The organism is Streptomyces sp. NPDC046909 (assembly GCF_040644695.1).
Lineage (GTDB): Bacteria > Actinomycetota > Actinomycetes > Streptomycetales > Streptomycetaceae > Streptomyces.
Window position 1 is genome coordinate 545,963 of sequence record NZ_JBEYXC010000005.1, and the last position, 20,415, is coordinate 566,377.

Below are 20,415 nucleotides of genomic sequence, written 5' to 3' on the forward strand. Positions count from 1 at the left end.
GGCCGACTCATGACGAAATGGGCCAGGGCCTGCCAGTTGCCGTCCTCGCCCAGCCGGACAGTCTCCGGTTCCACCGACTTGCGCCGCCCGTCCAGCGGCAGCTCCCGCAGATACAACCCGCCCCACCGGAGCTGATCCACCCGCGCGAACGGCTGACATCCCCGCCGCGAATCCTCCCGGATCCCTGTCCCCACGAGCCAGCAGGCCGTACAAACGACCAAACGGACGCATCGCACGGACAAATACATCACGGCGAGGACCAGCGGGCCGCAACAGCAGCCCCTGCACGACAGAACTCAGCCCTGCGCGAGGTCGTCCGCGGTGGGGATCGGGCCGCCGCCGTCGGGGATCCAGCGGCCGGTGTCCCGCCATTTGACGGCCTCGTAGAAGCCGTGGGTGGCGGCGAACTCCTGGAACCAGCGCCCTTCCGGCGAGTGCCGGGTGATGCCGTCGAACAGCGTCGCCAGGATCTGGGTGCGGTGCAGCCCCATGTTGTCGTACGCCTGGTTGATCATCAGTGTCTGCATGGCGAGCTGGTTCACCGGTACCCCCGCCATCCGGTCCGCCAACGCCTCCACCTGTGCGTCCAGTTCGTCGGCCGGCACCGCCTCCAGCACAGCGCTTCGCGCGATCGGGCGCCACCTCGACGTGGACCGCAACGTTGTCTGCGGCACGCCCGCACTGCCACCTGACAGGAGGTCGCTCCGACCTGGCCCCGTGGCGACAGCATCCTCGCCCCTAACCAGGGGCACCTGCACCGGCGCTGGGCCGGGGTCGAACACAACATCGCAGCCCTCGCTCGCGAGATCACCGCAAGCGGTTGCCGCGGCAGCGAGGCCGTGCCGCTGTTCGCGACCCGCGCCGGTGGGGCAACCGGGCCTGCCGGGTCAGTCCGCGCCGCGGTCGGCGATGGTGACCAGTGCGAGAACGCCGTCGACGTCGATGTCGTCGGCGTCCCCTTCGGCGAACAGTACGGCGTCCAGGCGGTCGAGGCGGACGGCTTCCCGGGCGAGGGTGGCCGACCCGTGAAGGACCACTGCGAGCACGCAGGTTGCGGCTTCCGGCCGCACCGTGAAGCGGTCGCGGATGATCCGGACCCCTGCCGTCGCATCAGCGCGCCGCACCATGACGTTGAAGTCGACGATCGGGCCGCCGAGCAACTCGCACTCCGTTTCGGAGTCACCGCGGAAGGCGAACGGTTCGTACGGGGCGGCGATCTCGTGCGAAGTGCCGTCGACCGTCAGGGCCATGCCGGGACCGTCGACGACGGTGATGATCCTGTCCACGCCCTCGAAGACGGAGAACGGTCCGCTCTGCGCGACGTCGGCGATGCTGACGCGCCAGACGAAATCGCCGGTCCCCGCCCCCTCGGGGCGGGCGGCCACCTCGGAGGTGACGCCTCCGCCGTTCTTCCACGGCGCGGGTGTTCTGTCCTGCGCCCGCAGAACCTGCAGTGCCATGCGCTTTCCTTCCGGATCGGACGGCTGCGGAGCCCGTTCCCCCAGCTCGGCGGCCCGGACAGGCCTTGAGGCCTTCGACACAGCACCGTACGCGACGACCTCCGACGCCTCACAGAAGCCGGGACGCTGAGGCCAAGAGTTGTCCCGCAACGCTGGGCTCGTCCCCAGCGCCTGCTGCACGTACGTATCTCGACGGCGTAGGGGGCGCTCAGTCCAGAGCAGCGATCACGGCCTCGGACACCATGACTCCTGCCTCCTGGATCCGCTGGCGCATGTTCCCTTCGTAGAGCCAGGCGCAAGCCTCGATCGCTGGGTGGAGTTCGGAGAGGATCAGCGCCGCACGCTTCGGTACGTGGGCTTCTTCGCTCCACGCCGTCCCGCAGCGGTCGATCTGCTCGTGTAGGTGAAGGAGCGCCTGCTCATCGAACCCTTCGTTCCTGCGCAGGGGGATCACGAAACGATCCGCCGCCTCTTCCAGACGACTCACCAGGTCCGTCTCCATGTGCGCCTCCGTATCGGCCCGTTCGCAAAGCGGTGGGACGATCTTCTCGTGGCAGGCGTGATCACGGCGTCACGGCCGTCCTGTATGGGTCCGTTCACCGGGCTGAGCCCGCGCTGCTTCGGCGAACTGGTGAACCCCATGCGCCGGGCGGGAGCGGACGCGGTCCGGCGCGGCCGGCCGTGGAGCGTGCCCCTGGAGGACCGCGTCCTGCTGTCGCGTCGTGGCTCGCTCACGGCGCACAGGAAGAAATGCGCCACCTGGTGCGGCTGCTGTCGAACGGTCAGCACGCATCGGCTGCCGAAATCCTGGAGTACTCGGTCCGGGCCCAGCGCCGCATGGAGGCCGTCACCGCGGGCCTCGTGCTCTTGGCCGGGCGCCGGCGTATCCCGTGGGAGGCCCTTGGACGATCCTGAGCATCAGCTCGGAGACCGTCCGGCACAAGTACCACGAGCGGCACGTCCAGCGCTGCCTGGACCAGTACGCCCCCGGACGCGCCCCCCGCCGCCAGGCGCCGAGCCGGTGGCTCCGGACGGTGACGGCGAGCGCGCCCCCGCGCAGCCGCCGGCCCGCCCGGTCCTGCGGGCCGCCCACCAGCTCGTTCCCGTCCTGTGCAAGTTCCAGGTCGCCGGCGGCATCCCGCTGCGCCGGCTCGGACTGCGCACTCAGGTCTCTGCCAACTCCCTCTCCCGCATGCTGAGCGGCGAGAAGTCCCCCACCTGGGACCTCACCGCGAAACTCGCCTACGTCCCGGGCGCCGACTGCGACGTCGTACGCAGGGTGTGGCTGGCCGAACGCGACCGCAAACGGCACCCGCACCCGCCGGCCACATCCTCAACCCCAGTCTCCCGAGGCCGAGTTGAGCTCGGCTCTCCCAGCCGTCCTGCGCACCCTGCACGGGTGCGCCGCCGGCCGCGCCCCCTACAGCCTCGCGGCGGCCATATGGCCGCCAAGGCCCTTCACGTGCCCGGCCGGGAGGTCTCGTCCGGCACCTGCGACACATGGGCGCTGACAATGCGCCAGCCGACGGGGAAGCGTGTCCACGACTGCGTCTGGCGGCCGACGGCGTTGCCCCCGGGGTAGGCGAACAGGGTGGTGACCACCGCGTAGTCGGTCCCGAAGGTGCTGATTCTGGTGTCGAAGAGTTTTCTGCCCGGGGGAAGCGGCGGTTGGTGCCGTCGCCAGTTCCGGATTTCCTCGATCCCGGCCTGCCGGTCGGCGATACCGAAGCGGACCGTGTCGGGTGAGGTCCAGAAGTACCCGGTGACGCCTTCGTGGTCGTCGGTGACCAGGGCTTCCTCGTAGCCGGCGAAGGCCGCCGTCACTTCGGCGACCGTCTGTGGCAGGTCCACATCCATCCGCTCTCCGTTTGTCATGGGGCCGATCCGTCCTCGCGTGGCCGTGCAGCCAGGTGGACACCCGGCTGCACGGGAGGCGCCTTCGTCGTCGTCGGTTGTCTGAGCTACGTCAGTCGGTGGCCGCCGATTTGTGCGGCTCGGCGGTCTCGTCCGGCAGGGCGCCGACGCCGGCCGGCGCGGGTTCCGGGACCGGGGCAGGTCCCTGCTCGTCCTTGGGCTCTGGTGCCGCAGCCGCGGAGGAGCCGCCGCCGTGCAGCCGTTCGAGTTCCAGTTCCTCGGCGTCCGGCTCGCGGGGCGTGGGCCGGGTCAGGGCGAAGGCTGCGCACAGGACGGCGGCGAAGAGGTAGCCGAGGCTGACGCTTCCGCTGGCGTTCCAGTCGATCTTCGGGGCGTGGATGAGCCCGATGAAGGAGAGCGCCGCTCCGGCCAGGGCCACCGCTGCCGCCGGGACGAACCGTTTGTCGATGACGAACGCGACGAGCGCGCCCAGGATCAGGCCCGCCAGGATCGCGCCCTGGCCGAGGACCATCAGCCCGTGGTAGACGACACCTGACGACTCCAGACCCGCTTCCCCGACCTTGGAGGCGTTGGTGCCGGCGGCCGCGAGGGCGTTGTCGATCTGGCCGACGGCCCAGGAGGCCAGGTTCGGCACGAGTGCGGCGACGACGGCCGCTGCGTGTGCCTTGGGTGACAGCTGGAAGGCCTGGGCGCCGATGAGCAGGCCGATGTACAGCAGGATGGGCACGATCGCGGCGACCGGGAAGATCGCACCCAACAGGCTGAACATGCCCAGGAAACACATCAGGGCGATGACCGCGCCGGTGGCCAGCGAGTAGCCGGTGCGCCCGCCGGCCGCCTTCCACCCGGGATGACCGACGTACACGGCGGGCGGGAAGGGTGAGCCGAGCGCCGAGCCGATGACGGCGCCCGCGCCGTCGGCCAGCAGTACCGAACGCAGGTTGTAGTTGTCACCGGCGGCAGCGGCGCTCTCGACGTTGCTCATGCCCTCGGTGAAGTTGTAGACGCCCAGCGGGATCGCGGTGGCGAGCAGCGGTGCGACGTCCGAGAGGCCGGAGAACAGTGTGTCGAGGTGGAGACCGGGGAGGGCGAAGGTGATGTCGTCGGCCGCCGCCGAGACCGCGTCGCCGTCCATCGCTCCGCCGGCCCAGCCGATCGCGGTGCCCACCAGGAGCGCGGCGAGTCCGATGGGGATGTTGCCGGGCAGCTTCAGATCGGTCATGAGGCCGATCAGGAGCAGCAGGAAGACCGGCAGGGCGATCCACAGGTGGTCCCACATCTGGCCGGCGGGCCGCATGGAGATGAAGGAGACGGAGATACCGGCGAGGGTGCCGAGCAGGGCGGCCCTGGGTGCGTACCGGCGTATGTACGGGCCCACGAAGGCCCCGATGAGGACGATGACACCGATGATGAAGGCCCAGGCGATACCGGCCTTCCACGCCAGCAGCGGATCCTTGGTCTTGAGGTAGATCGGCAGCATGATGACGAACACCACGATGAACATGTGCGGCACGCTCGGCCCGTAGGGCATCGCGGTGACGTCCTGCCGGCCCTCCCGCCGTGCGAGTCGGCGGCCGAGGTAGGCGTAGTAGATGTTGCCCGCGATCAGGGCGATGCCCAGCGCCGGCAGGATGGTGTGGAAGACGTCGTCGTCCGGAATCTTGACGACGCCCAGGCACAACCCGGTCAACGTCAGCACATTGACCAGGACGTTGACGGCCAGTCCGAAGAACGCGTTGGTGTCGCCGCGCACCCACAGCGGGAGGGGCAGGGGTCGGGTCTCGGCGGGGGCGGTGCGGCGGAGTGACAGCATGGTGGGATCACCCTTCGTCGGGTGGAGCGGTGGATTCCGGCGCGGGGTACGCCCGGTGACGGGACACTGGTGGACGGTGGGCACCGTCGAGGTGGCGGCGTGGTCGGGCGGCCGGGGCGCGGTGACCGGGCGCTGGTGACCTGTCAGCGCGGCTGTGGCGCCGTTTCGCGGGAGGTTTTCGGAGCGTCGGGGCCGGCGGGTGACGCGGTGGCGAGTGCCGCCAGGAACGCGGCCGACTCCGCGGTCCAGCCGAAGATGCCGCCCTGAGCGGCCACCATCTCCAGGCCCGCCTGCTGGAACTGGGGGAAGTAACTGCCGACGCAGTCCGACAGCACCAGGCACTCGTATCCACGGTCGTTGGCTTCGCGGACCGTCGTGTGCACACACACTTCGGTGGTGACGCCGGTGACTACGAGACGGCGGATGCCGCGGGCGGTGAGCAGCTCACCGAACTCGGTTGCGTAGAAGGCGCCTTTGCCCGGCTTGTCGATCACCGGCTCACCCGCCACCGGGTAGAGCTCCTCGATGATGTCGTGGCCCTCCTCACCGCGGACCAGTATCCGGCCCTTGGGGCCCGGGTCGCCGATGCGCATGCTGGGGTTTCCTCGCAGCAGCTTGCTGGGGGGACAGTCGGACAGGTCCGGCAGGTGTCCCTCGCGGGTGTGGATGACCGCCATGCCCGCGGCGCGGCAGGCGTCGAGTACGGCCCGCAGCGGAGCGATGGTTTTCCGCAGTTGTTCCACGTCATTGCCCAGGCTCTCGCCGAATCCGCCGGATTCGAGGAAGTCCCGCTGCATGTCGATGAGAACGAGTGCCGTGTCGGCGAGGTCGAAGGTGAACACGTACGGGGCGGCCTCGACACGGAGCGATTCCGGAACTGCCATGGCGGTTCCTGCTTTCGTCGATGGGAAGGGGAGTCGACGCGGTCGGCTCGGGCGCATGGGGACCATGCGCCCGGATGCGCAGGACTGTTCGAGCGGTGCGGGGGCCCGTCCGGTGGGTCAGCTCAGGCGGTGGCCTCGGTCGTGGCGGTGATCAGGTCGTCGGCGGTGGAGACGCATCCGAAGACGCCGCCCTGCATGGTCACCATGTGCAGCGCGGCTTCATGGTTCGAGGGGGCCGTCGCGCCGGTGCAGTCGGAGAGGATCAGACATTCGTAGCCGCGGTCGTTGGCCTCGCGCATGGTGGTGTGGACGCACACGTCCGTGGTGATGCCGGTGAGGACGAGATGTGTGATGCCCCGGGTGCGCAGTACGAGGTCGAGGTTGGTGGCGTAGAACGCTCCCTTGCCCGGCTTGTCCACGATCACCTCACCAGGAATCGGGGGCACTTCGGGCACGATCTCCCAGCCGGGTTCTCCCCGGACCAGAATGCGGCCGCACGGTCCGGCGGCGCCGATCTCCGCGCCGATCTGCGCGGACCGCCAGCGCTTGTTCGCCGGCAGGTCCGCCAGATCGGGGGCGTGCCCCTCACGGGTGTGGACCACGAGCATGCCCGTGCTGCGGGCGTGCGCGAGCAGCTTCTGCGTCGCCGGGAGCCCGGCCCGGGTCAGCGAGATGTCGTATCCCATCGTGTCCACGTAACCGCCGGGTCCGCAGAAGTCCGTCTGCCAGTCGATGCAGAGCACGGCGACACGGTCGGCGGGCACGGATGTGTCGTACGGCCATGCGTAGGGCTTCGCGGTGACCGGGCCGATGATTACTGTCGGATTTTGCGGACTTATGGGCGCACTGTCAGCCATTGACCCCCCAAGCCAGATGAAGTGGTGCATGGGAAAGTAGCCGCAATATGTCTGGTATTCCGTACACGGTGATTATGTGGAAATTGGTTTCGGCCAGGCGGTCGCCAGGTTACGCAGGAATGACGCGGCCACGGGCGGGCGCAGGGCCCAGGCCAGGGCCGGGTCAGCGTCGCGGGCGAGGTCTGCTTCCGTTCCGGCCCCCGTGCACGCCTGGTGTACCGGCTGCACGTGTACCACGGCCGCGCGGGCGAGCCGAAGTCTGCCGGGCGAGGGCGGCGTTCCGATGGTCGCTCGTGCATGCCGGAGCGGGTGGCTGTCTGCGCCCCGGTGGTCTGGTCGAAGAAGCCCTGGGCGGCGAAGCTCGAGTGTCTCAGCGACGCCTCGGCGTCAGGCCCTCAGAGTAGGTGCACTGATCTGCGACGGTGCCCCGCGCGTTCCCGAATTGGGGAAGGGGCGTTCCCGGGGGAGATTGAGAGAAGCCGCTGACCTGCGGCTCGGCAGTTTTCGGCAAGGACCGAGGTGAGCCCGTGCGGGTCGATGTGGGAGAACTGCGGCCGCTCAGTCAGGTGGAGCCGGCCCGAACGTGGCCTGGATCGCTGCACGGGACCGGTGTTCCATCAGCGCCATGGTCGGATCTTCGTGAACCCGGGCCTGTCCCCGACCCGAATGCAAACACATTTGCATATACTCTTGCTCGTGCAGTGGTGATTGCACTGCCGTGTCGATCCCTGTGAGGAGAGTGGGGCGCCGTGACCATGCATTCGGCGACCTTGGCCATCAACGAGACACTGCGGGCCCGCCGGGCGGCGGGGGAGAGGGTGTTGCACCTAGGGTTCGGCGAGGCGGGGCTGCCGGTGCCGGATTCGGTCGCGCAGGTGTTGTCGGCGGCAGCCGGGCGCAATGGTTACGGGGCTGTTGTCGGGTCGCGGGAGGCTCGCGAGGCCGCTGCCGGGTGGTTCGGCCGGCGTGGAGTGGAGACGGGACCCGAGCAGGTGCTGTTCGCCCCCGGCAGCAAGGCGCTGCTGTTCGCGCTGCTCGCCGCGCTGCCGGGGGACGTGGTGCTGCCGTGCCCGGCGTGGGTCAGCTACGCGGCCCAGACGGCGCTGGTGGGCAAGAAGACCATAAGTGTTCCGATTCCGGCGGAGGCGGGCGGCGTTCCGGACCCGGAGCTGCTGGAGCAGGTGCTGGCCGACGCGCGGGCGGCCGGGGCGAACCCCGGTGTCCTGGTGGTGACGGTGCCGGACAATCCCACGGGGACGATCGCCCGCGAGGAACACCTGCGTGCGGTCTGCGAGATCGCCGAGCGGCATGGTCTGGCAGTGGTCTGCGATGAGATCTACGCCGAGCTCTGCCACTTCGGGAAGGCGCCCAGCGCGCTCGGCTACCTGCCCGAACGCACCGTTGTCACCAGTGGGTTGAGCAAGTCGATGGCTCTGGGCGGTTGGCGCATCGGGTTCGCCCGGGTGCCGTCGGGCCCCTGGGGCGAGCGGCTGATGCGCGATCTTGTCGGGGTGGCCAGTGAGGTGTGGTCCAGCCTGGCGGCACCGATGCAGGCCGCCGCCACGTACATCCTGCAGGAGCCGCCCGAGGTGCTGAACCATATCGATGCCGCTCGCGGGCTGCATGCGACGGTCGCGGCAGCGGTGTACGAGCAGTTCACGGCGGCCGGTGCGGTCTGCCGCCGTCCCGAGGCGGGCTTCTACCTCTACCCGGACTTCGAACCGGTGCGGCCGGTGCTTGCCGGCCGGGGCATCGACACCGGTGCGGGGCTGGCCGCAGCCCTGCTGGAGGAGCATGGGGTCGGTGTGCTCGCCGGTGAGGCGTTCGGGGACACGGTCGGCGGACTGCGTGCCCGGGTGGCGACAAGCCTGCTGTACGGGGAGTCCGAGGCGGAGCGCTGGGAGGCGTTGCGCAGCGACGACCCGCTGCGCATGCCGTGGATCGCGGCCTCCCTGGAGCACCTGCGCGGTGCGCTCACCGCGCTGACGGCACAGGGCTGAAGCGTGCGGCCACCGGCCCGGCGGCTCATGCCAGGGGCGTCTCCGGGACATAGGCGCCGAACTCCTCCAGCAGCTCTTCTTCCTGCAGCAACGTCGACCGCACCTGGTGCCCGCGCCGTTGGGCGACCCCGGTGGCGAGCGCCTGGACCAGCGCGGTGAACGCGGTCAGCGACCGCAGCACCGACGGGCTGGAGGCGTCCACGAAGAAGACCTGCTCGGCCGACCCGGCCAGGGGTGAGGAGGGGTTGTCGGTCAGTGCCACGCAGCGGGCGCCGCGCGCCCGGGCCCAGGCCGCGGCCCGCACCGTCTCCGCGCTGTAGCGGCGGATCGCGATGGTCACGAAGCAGTCGCCCTCACGGACCCGGCGCAGGTCGTCGGTGAGCGTTCCCGTGCCCAGCGTGACGGTTTCGACGTCCTCGCGCAGCATCCGCAGCAGGTAGCCCAGCAGATAGGCCGGAGCATGGCACTTGCGCAGGCCCATGACGTGGACGCGGGGGGCCTCGGCCAGCGCCGTGACGGCGGCTTCCCAGGTTTCGGGGTCGATCCGGGCGAAGGTGCGGGCGATGTTGGCCCCTTCCTGCGCGGCCGCCTGCTGAAGCAGGTTTCCGCCGTCGGCACCCAGCTGCTCCAGGTTGTCGTAGCGGCGCAGCAGGTGCACCTGTTCACGCAGGTACTCCCGGCACAGTCTGGTCAGCCCGGGGTAGCCCTCAAGGCCGATGCCCGTGGCGAAGCGCACCACCGTGGCCTCGTTGACTCCGACAGCGGACGCCAGCTCCGAGATGGTCATGAACGCCACGCCTTCCGGGTCGGCCATGACGCGGTCGGCCAGAAGCCGCTGGGAACGGGTCAGCGGCGTCGCCGGGTTGCGGAGTGTGGCGACGAGTTCGTCGTAGGTCTGCGGAGGTCGCCGCGATGCTGTGGCCATGCGAGGAATTCTCTCCCGAAACGGCCGTGCCGCGGTCGCGGGTCACCCGGTGGCGGCGTGGGCACGCCCCTGCGCGAAGTCCGACAGCGCCATCTCGGCGGTCTTCCCGGCCGGTCCGCGCACCGTGATCCGGTCGGCGGTCAGGTCGGCCACCACTGAGCACAGGGTCATCAGCGGGTCGGTGCCCGCGGCCGTGCGGTGCACCCCGCGAGGCAGCGGCGCCGAGGTGAGGATGTCCAGGAACCACTGCGGGCCGGGGTCGTGGGCCGGGACCGGCAGCGCGCCCAGAACCTTGCCGCGGGCGACGCTCTCCTCGAACTGGCCCAGGCTGCGGGCCGCCCGCGCGCCGTCGTTCGCGACTGCGGAGGTGACGGGCGAGTCCGCCGGTTCGGGCAGGTGGCGCAGGTGGTTGGTGTGCCAGTGCAGGGGGTGGTGGACCGGGTCGGCCTCCACCACGGCGGTCCGTCCGGCGACGCTCTCCACGACGACGACCCGGCCCTCGGCGCGGTCGCCCAGGGTGTAGGCGAAGCCTCCGGCGCTGGGACGGGTGCGCAGATGGCCGACGGCGGCGTCCAGGTTCGGAGCCTGCTGGAGGGCGCGGGCGACGAAGTGCCGTCCCGGGGCGTCGGCGGGACGGGCGGCCTGGATGTGGTTGATGCCCCAGACCAGGCCGTTGCCGGTGGCCGTGAAGGTATTGGCGGGGAGGAAGCCGGGGTACCACTGGACCGTCACCGGCACATCCCCGTCGACGAGCAGGGTGAGCAGCATCAGCCGGCCGTCGAGTGCGGGCGCCCCGTCCTCGTTGTGCGCGACGCACGACCGCGTCCTTCGCCAGCCGAGGTCGGTGCAGCCGGTGCCGTCCTCGACTCCGAGGTCGCCGCGGAGGTTGGCCAGCAGCAGGTCGTGGAAGTCCGCGTCGGCGCCGGCGGCGAGGGCACGCAGCTCGGCCAGCTCCCGGCCGCACGCGGCGCCCGTGGCGTCGAGCAGCCGGCCGACCCGGATCCGCCCTCGTTCGGTCGCCGCCCAACGGCGCAGCGCGGAGCGTTCGGGCAGGGCGTCCTGGACCGCGTGGACCTCGGCGCGGGCGGCCCGGCCGAGGGCACGGAACACCTCCGTCCGCTCCCCGGAGACGACCAGCCACCGCAGCCCGGCGAGTTCCTGCTCACGGATGCCTGCCGCCATCTTCCGACCTCCTGCCGGTTGAGCTCTGCCGACCGCTGCCGCGGACCCGCTTGCCGCAACCCGTGACGTAAATTTAATTGCAGCGATACTACATCCTGCAATTCTGCTTGCATATCGTGTGGTCCCCGTCCCCCTCCCCAAGGTCAGGAACCCCGTGAAACCTTCCGCTCACACCACCGAGTCCGCCCCACTGCGCGGCGCGCTCGGCAACCGGCAGATGACCATGATCGCGATCGGCGGCGTCATCGGCGCCGGGCTCTTCGTCGGCAGCGGCAGCGCCATCCGCCAGGCCGGGCCCGCCGTACTGGTGGCCTACGCCGCCGTCGGCGCCCTGGCCGTCCTGGTGATGCGCATGCTGGCCGAGATGGCGGTCGCCCAGCCGGAGACCGGCTCCTTCTCCAGCTACGCGGGCCGCGAGCTGGGCCCCTGGGCCGGGCTCTCGGTGGGCTGGCTCTACGCCTACCAGTGGTGCATCACGGTCGGATTCGAAGCCATCGCCGGTGCGGCCGTCGCCCACCACATGCTGCCCGCCCTCCCCACCTGGCTGGCCGCGCTGGTCCTGATGATCGCGTTGATCGCGGTCAACTTCGCCCGCGTCGAGTCCTTCGGCACCTTCGAGTTCTGGTTCGCCATGATCAAGGTGGCGGCGATCATCGCCTTCCTGCTCATCGGACTCGCCGCCGTGCTCGGCGCGCTGCCCGGCACCGACGCCCCCGGGACCACCAACCTCCTCGGCCACGGCGGCTTCGCCCCCAACGGCTGGCTGGCCGTTCTGCAGGCGTCACTGGTCGTCTTCTTCTCCTACTTCGGCACCGAGGTCGTCACCATCGCCGCCGGTGAGGCCAAGGACCCCGCCCAGGCGGTGCGGCGCGGCATCAACAGCGTCGTCTGGCGCATCCTGCTCTTCTACATCGGCTCGATCACCGTCGTGGTGATGCTGCTGCCCTGGAACTCCACCGCCGTCACCGACAGCCCCTACGTCGCCGTCCTGGGCCACCTCGGGGTGCCCTTCGCCGATACCGCGATGAACTTCATCGTGCTCACCGCCGTCCTGTCCTGCCTGAACTCCGGGATCTACTCCTCCTCCCGGATGCTCCACTCCCTGGCCGAGCGGGGCGAAGCGCCGGCGCTGTTCGCCCGCACCACCCGGCTCGGCGTGCCAGCAGCGGCCGTGCTCGCCGCCTCCAGCATCGGACTGCTCACCGTCGTGGCCAACTACTTCCTGCCCACCACGGCCGTCTACCAGTTCCTGCTCGACTCCTCAGGCGCCGTCGCCGTCGTCGTCTACCTGTGCATCACGGTCACCCACCTGCGCGGGCGTGCCCGGCTGATGCGGGAGCGGCCCGAAGCCCTCACCGTCCGCATGTGGGGCTACCCCTGGCTGAGCCTCCTCGTCCTGGCGGCACTCGTGGCGATCATCGCCGGTATGGCGGCCGACTCCGGAAGCCGGCGATCGCTCCTGCTGACCCTCCTGGTCACCGCCGTCGCCGCTGTCGCCGGACTGATCAACCAGCGGGCCCGACACTCGAAGACCGCAACCGAACCGGCGCACTCACGCACCCTCGTCTGACGACCGCCGAGGCCGGCGTGCACATCGCGGCCATGCGGCCCGAGCACGCCGAGCAGGTCCTGGCGATCTACCAGCTCGGCATCGACGGGGGCAACGCCACCTTCGAGACCACCGCCCCGACCTGGCAGGCGTTCGACACGGCCAAGGTGCCCGCCCATCGCCTGGTCGCGATCGAGGGCTAGCCAGGTGCTGGGGCGGGTCGCCGTGGTGCCGGTCTCCGACCGGTGCGCGTACGCCGGAGTCGTCGAGCACTCCGTCTACGCCTACCCCGACGCCCGAGGCCGCGGGATCGGCCTCGCGCTTCTGGAAGCGCTGCTCGCCTCCACCGACGCCGCCGGCGTCTGGACGGTGCAGTCGGGAATCTGGCATCAACGGTCGGAACTGGCCCCACTTTTCCGGCTGCACCAACACCTCGTCGCAGCAGGGTTGTTGATGCTGAGGGCAGCCTGATCCGGGTGGTGCCGGGGAGAGCGGGAAGCGGCCCTGACAAAGCCGGGACGTGCCAGTACGGCGGCAGCATGCGTGGGACTTGACGACGGCGGCCCTGACGCCGCCCCCGCGGCCTGGTCCTGCTGCTGGGTGGCTGCGGCCTTGGAGGCGCACCTCGCACGGCAGGCACCTAGTAGGTACCATGGGGTGCATGCCCTCTCTGAATGTGTCGTTCACCGACGAGGAACTCGAAGGCGTGCGTGCGGCCGCGGCCGCCGAAGGCAAGAGCCTCAAGCAGTACCTGCATGATCTCGGGGTCCGCGAGATGCGACGCAAGGAGTTCATCACGGGGGCGGCCGCCTGGGCCGACCGGCTGCGCGAGGAGTTCGACGAGGCCTTCCCCGACGAAGTGCCCCCTGCTGAGCGTCCGGGTGGAGCTGCGGCCGCCTGATGTACCTGTACATCGATGTCTCCTGGCTCCTCGACGTCCAGGAGGCCGCCCTCGGCCACGGCGAGGACATGTCCGTCGCGGACTACTCCGCCCTGGTCGCCGCGGTCGCCCGGCACAAGACCAAGCTGCCCACTCTGCAGGCCGCCGACCCGGACGCCGCATGGCGCGCCGCCGCGCTCATGCACACCATCGTGCGTCTTGAGCCTCTCCCGTACCGCAACAGCCTGTACGCCGCGTTCATCGGGGCCCAGTACATGGACCAGTCCGGCGAGGGCATCGACCCGCCGTACGGCGCCCTGTCCGATCTCGTACGGAAGATCCGCGACTCCCGGCTGCATGTCCCGGAGATTGCCGACCAGTTGCGTTCCTGGAAGATCTAGGCGCGAGCCCCGCAGTCGCCACGGACTGTCCGAGCCGGCGGTCCAGACCGCTGAGCTGCACGTTCTGTACAGCCGCCATGGCCGGACGGGAGTTGAGCAGGTCGCAGTGGGACTGCGCCGGGCGCGGTTCATCGACTTGCCGCCGCAAGCCCTCGCCTGATCTCCAGCGGGCAGTGCGGTGGCACGCTCGGTGTGATCGTGGCCGTACGCAAGCGGGCGCGGCCGCAGCCACGCCGGGTCCCTCACCGCGTTTCGCCGGCTGTGTTCCCGGCTCCCTTGCCGAGAGCCGGGAACACGGTCAGCACCGCGGGACCAGGTGGTCCCGGATGAGCCGGACCAGCCAGTACGCGGGGGCCGAGACAGGCGCCAGCCACAACCGCACGCGTGGCGCGGTCCGGCCGGGCCCCTTGGCCTGGTGTCCTCGCTCACGGAGCATTTCCCTTCCTCCCCGGCAGCCGTCTGCCGGCCCCGGGCGCCCGGGGCCAACAGCACCCAGGGGAGGGGGCCTTGCGTGAACGAGCGGTGGCCACGCTCATCACGGTTCACAGGCCAGCACTATGGATGCGACACCTGGCACAATGACGCGTCCGGCTACCGACAGTTGCAGAGCCGTCCAGGAGTACGCGGCGACGGCCGGAGGCCGTGATCCCACTGCGCAGGTCGTTGGTGATGAGGTGGAAGTCCAGCGCTGCGATCTTCGACTCGACGTGGCGATCGACGGGGAAGTGGCCACCGAGTTCGCGGGGGACCGCGATGAGGTCGCCGATGTCGGCGGTGTTCACCCATCGCCCGAGGGCCGGAGGGTCTGCGGCACGGCCGCCTCGGGGCTCCGGCTCCAGGGCATCAAAGACACCGGGCATACCGCGCGGGGAGCCCAGTGTCACGAGCAGATCGATCTCGAGCTCCGGGTGTGCGGACAGCGCTTCGTAGGTCGATCGCCCTGCGCCGCCGTCTGTACGCGCTGTCGGTCCGGCTGCTCTGGCATCCGTACTGGTCGCGCTCGGCGGTGGCAGTGCCGATGCCGCGCGCGGAGCTGCGCCGCCAGGGGCGGCAGGTGCCTCTCCGGGGGATCGGCAGAGCCGTTGCGCTGGCGGGTGGCCGTCTGAACGACGAAGTCCTCGTCATCACGACTGAGCGGGCGGGGCCGACCTCCCGCCCGCCGAGGGTCCAGACAGGACAGACCGATCTCGTTGAACCGGTGGATTACATCCCGGACGGTGCCCTCGTCGGCCTGCACCAGCTGAGCGATCACCGCACCCGGTTCCCGCCAGCCGAAGCCAGCAGCGTCATCGCTCGCCGATAGCGCACCGCGCTGGTGCTGCCCCGGCGCACGATCTGCTGCGGCTTCTGCCCTTCCTGGTCGGTCAGTCTGCGCACACGGACAGGCTCGGCCACCGCACCTCCAGCGGTCGGATCGGACGACACCGCACATCCAACCGCCACGACCACCAACCCGGCGAGCCTGTGCGGTCACAGCACCAGAGGCTGTTGAAATCTGCCGACGCCGAGGTCACGCCTTCCGCGCCAGGCCTCCGTACATGGCGACGTCCGAGTCCTTGACCTCCCCCTCGGTGCCGGGGAGAGGCCGCCATCGGTGCACGAGTGTCACCCCCGGCTCGACGGGTTGCAGGCCGTCGAAGAACGGCTGGACTTCGTCCCTGGTGCGGTTTCGGGCGGGCATGCCGCGTTTGGTGTATTCGGCGACCACACTGCCGATCGGTTTCGGGCTGGAGTCGGTCGTGACGGTGGACAACGCGAGGAAGCTGCCGGGCGCCAGTGGCTGCAGGTATCGCTTGACGAGGTCGTATGCCTTCTGGTCGTCGAGAACGAACTGCAGTACCGCGATGATCGACAGTCCGACTGGTCGGTCGAGGTCGAGGGTGTCGTTGAGTTCCGCAGAGCGAAAGATCGCGTCCGGATCGTGCATGTCGGCGTGGATGTAGGCGATGCGGCCTTGTGGGGTGCCGGTAAGCCGGGCTCCGGCGTGCGCGAGGACGATGGGATCGTTGTCGACATAGACGACGTGGGCGTTCGGGATGATCTCCTGGGCAACCTCATGAAGATTCGGGGAGGTGGGGATTCCGGTGCCGATGTCCAGGAACTGGTCGATTCCCTGCTCCGCCAGGTAACGCGTGGCCCGCTGCATGAACTTGCGGTTCTCGCGCATGGATGTCTGAAGGCCGGGCCACGCGGCGAGCATCTGTTCCGCCGCCGCACGGTCCGGGGGATAGTTGTCTTTTCCGCCGAGTATGTAGTCGTAGACCCGTGCCGAGTGGGGAACGCTCGTATCGATCTCAGGGGGCTCATAGTCCAGAGGTCGATTGGTCCAGTTTGTTTCGTCGGGCACTCGCGTACTCCTCTTGATTACCTGCGCCAGAACGCTGCGTATTGCGCGGGCGAAGTCACTCGAGGGCGCTTCGCCGACGAACATTGTGCGGAAATCCAAGTGCCCGTCAGGAGGCCGACAGGCTGGCCTGTCCGGCTTCCCAGCCCTCTGCGAAGACGTCGAGCTCGATCTGCGTGAAGATCAGCGCCGGCCCTTCCGGGTCGCGGGACTGGCGGACCGCGAAACGGCCGTCGGGCAGTTTTCTGACTTCGACGCAGGCGCCGCCGTTGCTTCCGCTCCACGGCATGTGCCAGCCTTCCGTCCCCAGTTCCTGAACAGCATTGTGTATGCGATTCACGGGGCTACAGCTCCTTGCGAATATCACCGAGGAATTCCTTGGTACGTTTTACTGGTAGGGCCTGCGCGCATATCCGGTCCAGGGCTTCCTGGTAATTCGTCACGTCGTCGTACTCGTCGAGATACACCGCGCCGACGAGATTCTCGATGTAGGTGATGTCCGAGATTTCCTCATGCGGGAACCGGAAGATATGGAACGGCCCGTACATACCCTCGTGCGCGCACAGTCCGAACGGCATGATCTGGAGTTTGACGTGGGGCAGCTTCGTCGCCTCGATGAGGTGGTCGATCTGCCTTCGCATCACCTCGGGCGGAACCATGGGGCGGCGCAGTACGGTTTCGTCCATCACCGCCCACAGTTCAGGCGGTTGAGGCCTGCTGAGCAGTTTCTGGCGCTCCATGCGGACGACGACCCTCTGCTCGGCCTCCTCATCTTTGCCGTGGAGGCCGGCACTCAGGATGGTCCGCGCATAGTCCTCGGTCTGGAGCAGTCCGGGGATGTAGTGCGGTTCGTAGACCCGGATGAGGCTCGCCTCTTCCTCCAGGCTCACGTAAGCGCTGAACCAGGCGGGCAGGGCGTCCCGGTGGCGGTGCCACCATCCCGGCTGGTTGGCCTCCCTTGCCAGGGCAAGGAAGGCATCGGCCTCGTCTGCGGGGACTCCGTACGCCCGCAGCAGGGTCTGGACGTAGGGGAGCTTCCACTTGCCCTTGGCGAGTTCCATCCGCCGGATCGTCAGGTGATTGACGTCGAGTACCACCGCAGCGTCGTCGAATGACATCCCGGCGCGTACCCGCAGATCACGCATCCGTCGCCCCAGGACCATCAGTCGGACGGTTGAGGCACCAGCCGCCAACTGGGCCGGAGTCATCTCCTGCCTCCCCGCACAGCATTCATCGGAAGAGTGTGCCACTCCTTGGCGGATCGGCCCCCCGACCCTGTCTCCGTGAAATTATCACGGAGAATCTTGCTTCATGACCATGTCGGCGAGCATAGTGGCGTCGTGACCATGTTCACTCAAGCGTGGCAGTCGGCGGACGCGCAGGCCTGGGCGCCAGATCTTCCCGTGAGGCACCGCAGCGGGCATCGCGTATGCGGATCAGGCGTGTGGCGCTGCCGCCCGGCCTTGGCCCCGGACGCGTGCGCGCTTGGGGTTCACAACTTCGGACGAGGCACGTGCGGCTCTCATCCCCATGGCGAGGAATCCGTGGCCATCCCTGACTTGACCTCCCGGCGCGCTCCCTCACCTCCGGACTTGACCTTCGAACTTCCGGCGCACGTGGCCTCCGTCGGTGAGGCTCGCCGCCGCCTGCGAGCCCACCTCACACGTCAGAATTGCGGTGACGACCTCTGCGACACCGCGGTCTTACTGGTCAGCGAACTGGTGACCAACGCGGTACAGCACACACCCAGTACCCGGGTGAGGTGCTCCGTCGGGCTGGAGGCGGGCAAGGTGCGGATCGAGGTGAGGGATCAGGGCGAGGTCTTCATCCCTGGATCCCTGGCCCACGCTGCCGCCGAGGACGTGAACGGGCGAGGTCTGTACCTGGTGGCGGCACTCTCGCAGGAGTGGGGGGTCCGGGATCACGACAGCGGTGCCGGCTGCGTGGTGTGGGCGCTCGTGTCAGCCATCGATTGAGTCCACGGAAGACCGACGGCGAACGCGGAAGACATCCCGCTCGGCCGCTTGGGGAGCCCCGAGGCGGTGGCCGACGCCTCGTCTGGCTGGCAGGCCCTGGCGCCTCCATGGTCAAACGGCACCGTCGCCGATGTCGACGGCGGCCTCATCCGAGCGTGACGGCCCAGCTCTCTCGCCGACTCGCAGTGGACGGTTGAGTCGCCTGGTCACCGGGCGCGGCCGGGCCACAGGGCGGTGACGTCGTCGGCCGGTGGTTCGGTGACCTGTCGGTGGTGCCCGCGGTGGCCGGGGAGGCCGCGGGGGCGTCGTACAACGGCCAGCCGGGCTCGCCGGTGACAAGCGATCGGCCCGGAGCCCGGCGCCCATCATCTACGGCAGGCCCAACGACAAGAAGTTGCCCGTGCGCACCGGCTGAGGCGGTGCGATGATGAAAATGTTCGGCCTGGGGGCGAAGGAGGCAGCAATGCCTATCGGCCTCCCGCGACGCACGGCCAGCCTGGCCGTCACCGTCCTGTTGCTCAGCCTGGCCTGGGCCCCCGCCACGGCCGCCCTAGCCGTGGGCGGCGAGGGCGTGTTGCCGGGGTCGCGCATCTGCCTGTTTGCGCAGCGACCGGTAGCGCCCCTACCGGGCTTCGAAGGCTTGTACGAGCAGTACTACAACGACGCACAGGGCTGTGCCCTGCTGAAGAACACCTCGGGCGATCGGGTGCTGATGATGAGCGGCACCGGCACCATCGACGGGCCGAGCAGGCTCGACAACACATCGAGTGGGTGGATCCGTGAGACAACCGCCCAGGCAGCGATCAAGCGCTGGGGCTCCCCAGCCGTGGTGATCCTGCCCGGGGAATCCGTGAGCCTCTACGACACTGTCCCTCCGGCCAGCTACTACATCTGGGTCGCTGACCCTCCTGTGACCCAGGCCGCGAAGGTCTCCGAAGGGCTTGCCAATGCGGCTGTGTCCGCCGCTCTCAGCCAGAACAAGCCGTGGAACGCGCTTTTGATCCGCACCAATATGCGGGAGGTCATCAACGCGTGCGCCGCCGCCGCGGACAGCACGTGGCGGGAGATCAGGAAGTCGCAGGGCGACGAGTCGCTGTCCGACGTTCTTCTTGAGATGACGAACCTCAGCCCCTGCAAGGCGGCCTACAACGCCATCGACCCCAACTATGTGAACCCCGAAAAGCCCGCGTGGTACAGGACTTTGCTCGATGACGCCTCCCGATACGCAGACGACTGGTGGCGGCAGTACCGGAGTGATGTGAGCAAGGCGGGTCAGGCGCTGCTGAATCTGTTCCGCCGGGTCTAGAATGAAGCGCTCCCGATGCCTGCACCTGGCGGGGGCAGGCACCAAACGTCCGTCACTGCCATGCTGGCATGCATGGATCAGCGATCCGAACTCAGTACTTTCCTCCGCTCCCGGCGGGCCCGGCTTCAGCCGGAAGACGTCGGTCTCATCGACTATGGCGGCCGTCGCCGGGTGCCCGGACTGCGCCGCGAGGAACTCGCGCAGCTCGCCGGGGTCAGCGTGGGCTACTACACGAGGCTCGAGCAGGGGCAGAGCCCCAACGCCTCGGACGCCGTGCTGGATGCGATCGCCCGGGTCCTGCGCCTGAGCGAGACCGAGCGCGCCCACCTGCGCAGCCTGGCCCGCAACAAGCTACGTGCTCGGCGCCGCTCCCGGCCCGAACAGGTCCGCCACGGTATCCGGCTGATGGTCGACTCCATGGCCGACGTGCCCGCCCTGGTCGTGGGCCGCACTGGCGACGTGCTCTGCTGGAATCGCATGGCGCATGCCCTGCTCGCCGCGCACATCGACTTCGGCGCACCGGCCCAGGCAGGCAGCCGCCCCAACGTGGCCCGCCTCGTCTTCCTCGACCCGCACACGCGTGAGCTGTATGCCGACTGGCGTGAGAAGGCCCGGGACACCGTGGCCGACCTGCGCATGACGGCCGCCCGCTACCCCGACGATCCCCGGTTCGCCGAACTCATCGGCGAACTCACTCTGCACAGCGCCGAATTCGCCTCCCTGTGGGCCGCGCACACGGTGCGCCCCTGCGCGCAGTTCACCCGCGCCTTCCAGCATCCTCTGGTCGGCGCGCTGACCTTGAGCAACGAACTGCTCGACCTGCCGCACGACGAAGGACAGCGCGTCGCGCTCTTCAACGCCGAACCCGGCTCGTCCTCCCACGCGGCTCTCCATCTGCTGTCCGGCCTGAGCTCGGCGTCCTCGGTTGCCGAGCCGGAGACCGCGATAGCCGACTGATCACCG

At 69.3% G+C, this 20,415-nt stretch carries 20 protein-coding genes and 4 pseudogenes; 10 read left to right on the top strand and 14 right to left on the bottom strand.

The window, feature by feature from the left end:
- Positions 1-11: 11 nt before the first annotated feature.
- The 4 genes and pseudogenes from ABZ928_RS19535 to ABZ928_RS19550 form a co-directional block, all read right to left on the bottom strand.
- Positions 12-194: pseudogene (locus ABZ928_RS19535) on the bottom strand (transposase); the annotation flags it as partial.
- A 102-nt stretch (positions 195-296) separates the two neighbouring features.
- On the bottom strand, positions 297-674 hold the full coding sequence (locus ABZ928_RS19540) for a hypothetical protein (RefSeq protein ID WP_361520117.1): 378 nt from the start codon (positions 672-674) through the stop codon (positions 297-299).
- A 213-nt stretch (positions 675-887) separates the two neighbouring features.
- The gene (locus ABZ928_RS19545; protein WP_361520120.1) at positions 888-1,460 is read right to left on the bottom strand and encodes a HutD family protein; all 573 of its coding nucleotides are present in this window, start codon (positions 1,458-1,460) and stop codon (positions 888-890) included.
- A 208-nt stretch (positions 1,461-1,668) separates the two neighbouring features.
- A complete protein-coding gene (locus tag ABZ928_RS19550; RefSeq protein WP_361520123.1) occupies positions 1,669-1,962 on the bottom strand; it encodes a hypothetical protein in 294 nt (97 codons plus the stop codon).
- A gap of 48 nt (positions 1,963-2,010) precedes the next feature.
- Here ABZ928_RS19550 and ABZ928_RS19555 point away from each other — a divergent pair.
- Positions 2,011-2,175: pseudogene (locus tag ABZ928_RS19555) on the top strand (IS5/IS1182 family transposase); the annotation flags it as partial.
- Positions 2,176-2,918: 743 nt separating this feature from the next.
- On the opposite strand, the gene ABZ928_RS19560 reads toward ABZ928_RS19555, so the two are convergent.
- Positions 2,919-3,335: an AtzH-like domain-containing protein gene (locus ABZ928_RS19560; protein WP_361520126.1), complete on the bottom strand. Its 417-nt coding sequence runs from the start codon at positions 3,333-3,335 to the stop codon at positions 2,919-2,921.
- A 91-nt stretch (positions 3,336-3,426) separates the two neighbouring features.
- The gene (locus ABZ928_RS19565) at positions 3,427-5,148 is read right to left on the bottom strand and encodes a regulator (protein ID WP_361520129.1); all 1,722 of its coding nucleotides are present in this window, start codon (positions 5,146-5,148) and stop codon (positions 3,427-3,429) included.
- Between ABZ928_RS19565 and ABZ928_RS19570 the strand changes: the two genes are divergently transcribed.
- Positions 5,147-5,287 carry a hypothetical protein gene (locus tag ABZ928_RS19570; RefSeq protein ID WP_361520132.1) on the top strand — a complete coding sequence of 47 codons (141 nt, stop codon included), beginning with the start codon at positions 5,147-5,149 and terminating at the stop codon, positions 5,285-5,287. The genes ABZ928_RS19565 and ABZ928_RS19570 overlap by 2 nt on opposite strands.
- Before the next feature lie 4 nt (positions 5,288-5,291).
- Here ABZ928_RS19570 and ABZ928_RS19575 read toward each other — a convergent pair whose 3' ends face one another.
- Positions 5,292-6,032, bottom strand: a complete 741-nt coding sequence (locus ABZ928_RS19575; protein WP_361520135.1) for a cysteine hydrolase — start codon at positions 6,030-6,032, stop codon at positions 5,292-5,294.
- Positions 6,033-6,154: 122 nt separating this feature from the next.
- Positions 6,155-6,796: an isochorismatase family cysteine hydrolase gene (locus ABZ928_RS19580; RefSeq protein ID WP_361520138.1), complete on the bottom strand. Its 642-nt coding sequence runs from the start codon at positions 6,794-6,796 to the stop codon at positions 6,155-6,157.
- Positions 6,797-7,644: 848 nt separating this feature from the next.
- Between ABZ928_RS19580 and ABZ928_RS19585 the strand changes: the two genes are divergently transcribed.
- Positions 7,645-8,889, top strand: a complete 1,245-nt coding sequence (locus ABZ928_RS19585; RefSeq protein ID WP_361520712.1) for a pyridoxal phosphate-dependent aminotransferase — start codon at positions 7,645-7,647, stop codon at positions 8,887-8,889.
- Between the two features lie 25 nt (positions 8,890-8,914).
- On the opposite strand, the gene ABZ928_RS19590 is transcribed toward ABZ928_RS19585, so the two are convergent.
- Together ABZ928_RS19590 and ABZ928_RS19595 are read right to left on the bottom strand one after the other, a co-directional pair.
- Complete coding sequence (locus ABZ928_RS19590; protein WP_361520141.1) at positions 8,915-9,814, bottom strand: MurR/RpiR family transcriptional regulator; 900 nt, start codon at positions 9,812-9,814, stop codon at positions 8,915-8,917.
- Between the two features lie 42 nt (positions 9,815-9,856).
- Positions 9,857-10,996, bottom strand: a complete 1,140-nt coding sequence (locus ABZ928_RS19595) for a C45 family peptidase (protein ID WP_361520144.1) — start codon at positions 10,994-10,996, stop codon at positions 9,857-9,859.
- Between the two features lie 154 nt (positions 10,997-11,150).
- On the opposite strand from ABZ928_RS19595, the gene ABZ928_RS19600 reads away from it, so the two are divergent.
- From ABZ928_RS19600 to ABZ928_RS19615, 4 genes and pseudogenes are all read left to right on the top strand, one after another.
- Positions 11,151-12,566 carry an amino acid permease gene (locus tag ABZ928_RS19600; protein WP_361520147.1) on the top strand — a complete coding sequence of 472 codons (1,416 nt, stop codon included), beginning with the start codon at positions 11,151-11,153 and terminating at the stop codon, positions 12,564-12,566.
- 32 nt (positions 12,567-12,598) lie between these two features.
- Positions 12,599-12,932: pseudogene (locus ABZ928_RS19605) on the top strand (GNAT family N-acetyltransferase); the annotation flags it as partial.
- 274 nt (positions 12,933-13,206) lie between these two features.
- Positions 13,207-13,446 carry a hypothetical protein gene (locus ABZ928_RS19610; RefSeq protein ID WP_361520150.1) on the top strand — a complete coding sequence of 80 codons (240 nt, stop codon included), beginning with the start codon at positions 13,207-13,209 and terminating at the stop codon, positions 13,444-13,446.
- Positions 13,446-13,826 carry a toxin Doc gene (locus ABZ928_RS19615; protein ID WP_361520152.1) on the top strand — a complete coding sequence of 127 codons (381 nt, stop codon included), beginning with the start codon at positions 13,446-13,448 and terminating at the stop codon, positions 13,824-13,826. Before ABZ928_RS19610 ends, ABZ928_RS19615 begins: the two co-directional genes overlap by 1 nt.
- A 1,093-nt stretch (positions 13,827-14,919) precedes the next feature.
- Here ABZ928_RS19615 and ABZ928_RS19620 read toward each other — a convergent pair.
- The 4 genes and pseudogenes from ABZ928_RS19620 to ABZ928_RS19635 all read right to left on the bottom strand — a co-directional run.
- Positions 14,920-15,221, bottom strand: a pseudogene (locus ABZ928_RS19620) (helix-turn-helix domain-containing protein); the annotation flags it as partial.
- Between the two features lie 115 nt (positions 15,222-15,336).
- The gene (locus tag ABZ928_RS19625) at positions 15,337-16,173 is read right to left on the bottom strand and encodes an SAM-dependent methyltransferase (protein ID WP_361520154.1); all 837 of its coding nucleotides are present in this window, start codon (positions 16,171-16,173) and stop codon (positions 15,337-15,339) included.
- Between the two features lie 106 nt (positions 16,174-16,279).
- Positions 16,280-16,459, bottom strand: a complete 180-nt coding sequence (locus ABZ928_RS19630; RefSeq protein ID WP_361520715.1) for a DUF397 domain-containing protein — start codon at positions 16,457-16,459, stop codon at positions 16,280-16,282.
- Positions 16,460-16,514: 55 nt separating this feature from the next.
- The gene (locus ABZ928_RS19635) at positions 16,515-17,378 is read right to left on the bottom strand and encodes a helix-turn-helix transcriptional regulator (RefSeq protein ID WP_361520157.1); all 864 of its coding nucleotides are present in this window, start codon (positions 17,376-17,378) and stop codon (positions 16,515-16,517) included.
- Between the two features lie 384 nt (positions 17,379-17,762).
- On the opposite strand from ABZ928_RS19635, the gene ABZ928_RS19640 reads away from it, so the two are divergent.
- From ABZ928_RS19640 to ABZ928_RS19650, 3 genes are all read left to right on the top strand, one after another.
- Positions 17,763-18,146 (top strand): ATP-binding protein, encoded by a 384-nt coding sequence (locus ABZ928_RS19640; RefSeq protein WP_361520160.1) that lies wholly within the window; start codon positions 17,763-17,765, stop codon positions 18,144-18,146.
- Positions 18,147-18,609: 463 nt separating this feature from the next.
- Positions 18,610-19,452 carry a hypothetical protein gene (locus tag ABZ928_RS19645; protein ID WP_361520163.1) on the top strand — a complete coding sequence of 281 codons (843 nt, stop codon included), beginning with the start codon at positions 18,610-18,612 and terminating at the stop codon, positions 19,450-19,452.
- 72 nt (positions 19,453-19,524) lie between these two features.
- On the top strand, positions 19,525-20,409 hold the full coding sequence (locus tag ABZ928_RS19650; protein WP_361520166.1) for a helix-turn-helix transcriptional regulator: 885 nt from the start codon (positions 19,525-19,527) through the stop codon (positions 20,407-20,409).
- Positions 20,410-20,415 lie beyond the last annotated feature (6 nt).

Excerpts from the sequence above, each read along its gene's own strand:
- ABZ928_RS19545 (WP_361520120.1), bottom strand. The coding sequence starts at position 1,460 with ATGGCACTGCAGGTTCTGCGGGCGCAGGACAGAACACCCGCGCCGTGG.
- ABZ928_RS19550 (WP_361520123.1), bottom strand. The coding sequence starts at position 1,962 with ATGGAGACGGACCTGGTGAGTCGTCTGGAAGAGGCGGCGGATCGTTTC.
- ABZ928_RS19560 (WP_361520126.1), bottom strand. The coding sequence starts at position 3,335 with ATGACAAACGGAGAGCGGATGGATGTGGACCTGCCACAGACGGTCGCC.
- ABZ928_RS19570 (WP_361520132.1), top strand. The coding sequence starts at position 5,147 with ATGGTGGGATCACCCTTCGTCGGGTGGAGCGGTGGATTCCGGCGCGGG.
- ABZ928_RS19565 (WP_361520129.1), bottom strand. The coding sequence starts at position 5,148 with ATGCTGTCACTCCGCCGCACCGCCCCCGCCGAGACCCGACCCCTGCCC.
- ABZ928_RS19575 (WP_361520135.1), bottom strand. The coding sequence starts at position 6,032 with ATGGCAGTTCCGGAATCGCTCCGTGTCGAGGCCGCCCCGTACGTGTTC.
- ABZ928_RS19585 (WP_361520712.1), top strand. The coding sequence starts at position 7,645 with ATGCATTCGGCGACCTTGGCCATCAACGAGACACTGCGGGCCCGCCGG.
- ABZ928_RS19590 (WP_361520141.1), bottom strand. The coding sequence starts at position 9,814 with ATGGCCACAGCATCGCGGCGACCTCCGCAGACCTACGACGAACTCGTC.
- ABZ928_RS19595 (WP_361520144.1), bottom strand. The coding sequence starts at position 10,996 with ATGGCGGCAGGCATCCGTGAGCAGGAACTCGCCGGGCTGCGGTGGCTG.
- ABZ928_RS19610 (WP_361520150.1), top strand. The coding sequence starts at position 13,207 with ATGCCCTCTCTGAATGTGTCGTTCACCGACGAGGAACTCGAAGGCGTG.
- ABZ928_RS19615 (WP_361520152.1), top strand. The coding sequence starts at position 13,446 with ATGTACCTGTACATCGATGTCTCCTGGCTCCTCGACGTCCAGGAGGCC.
- ABZ928_RS19630 (WP_361520715.1), bottom strand. The coding sequence starts at position 16,459 with ATGCCGTGGAGCGGAAGCAACGGCGGCGCCTGCGTCGAAGTCAGAAAA.
- ABZ928_RS19635 (WP_361520157.1), bottom strand. The coding sequence starts at position 17,378 with ATGACTCCGGCCCAGTTGGCGGCTGGTGCCTCAACCGTCCGACTGATG.
- ABZ928_RS19645 (WP_361520163.1), top strand. The coding sequence starts at position 18,610 with ATGCCTATCGGCCTCCCGCGACGCACGGCCAGCCTGGCCGTCACCGTC.
- ABZ928_RS19650 (WP_361520166.1), top strand. The coding sequence starts at position 19,525 with ATGGATCAGCGATCCGAACTCAGTACTTTCCTCCGCTCCCGGCGGGCC.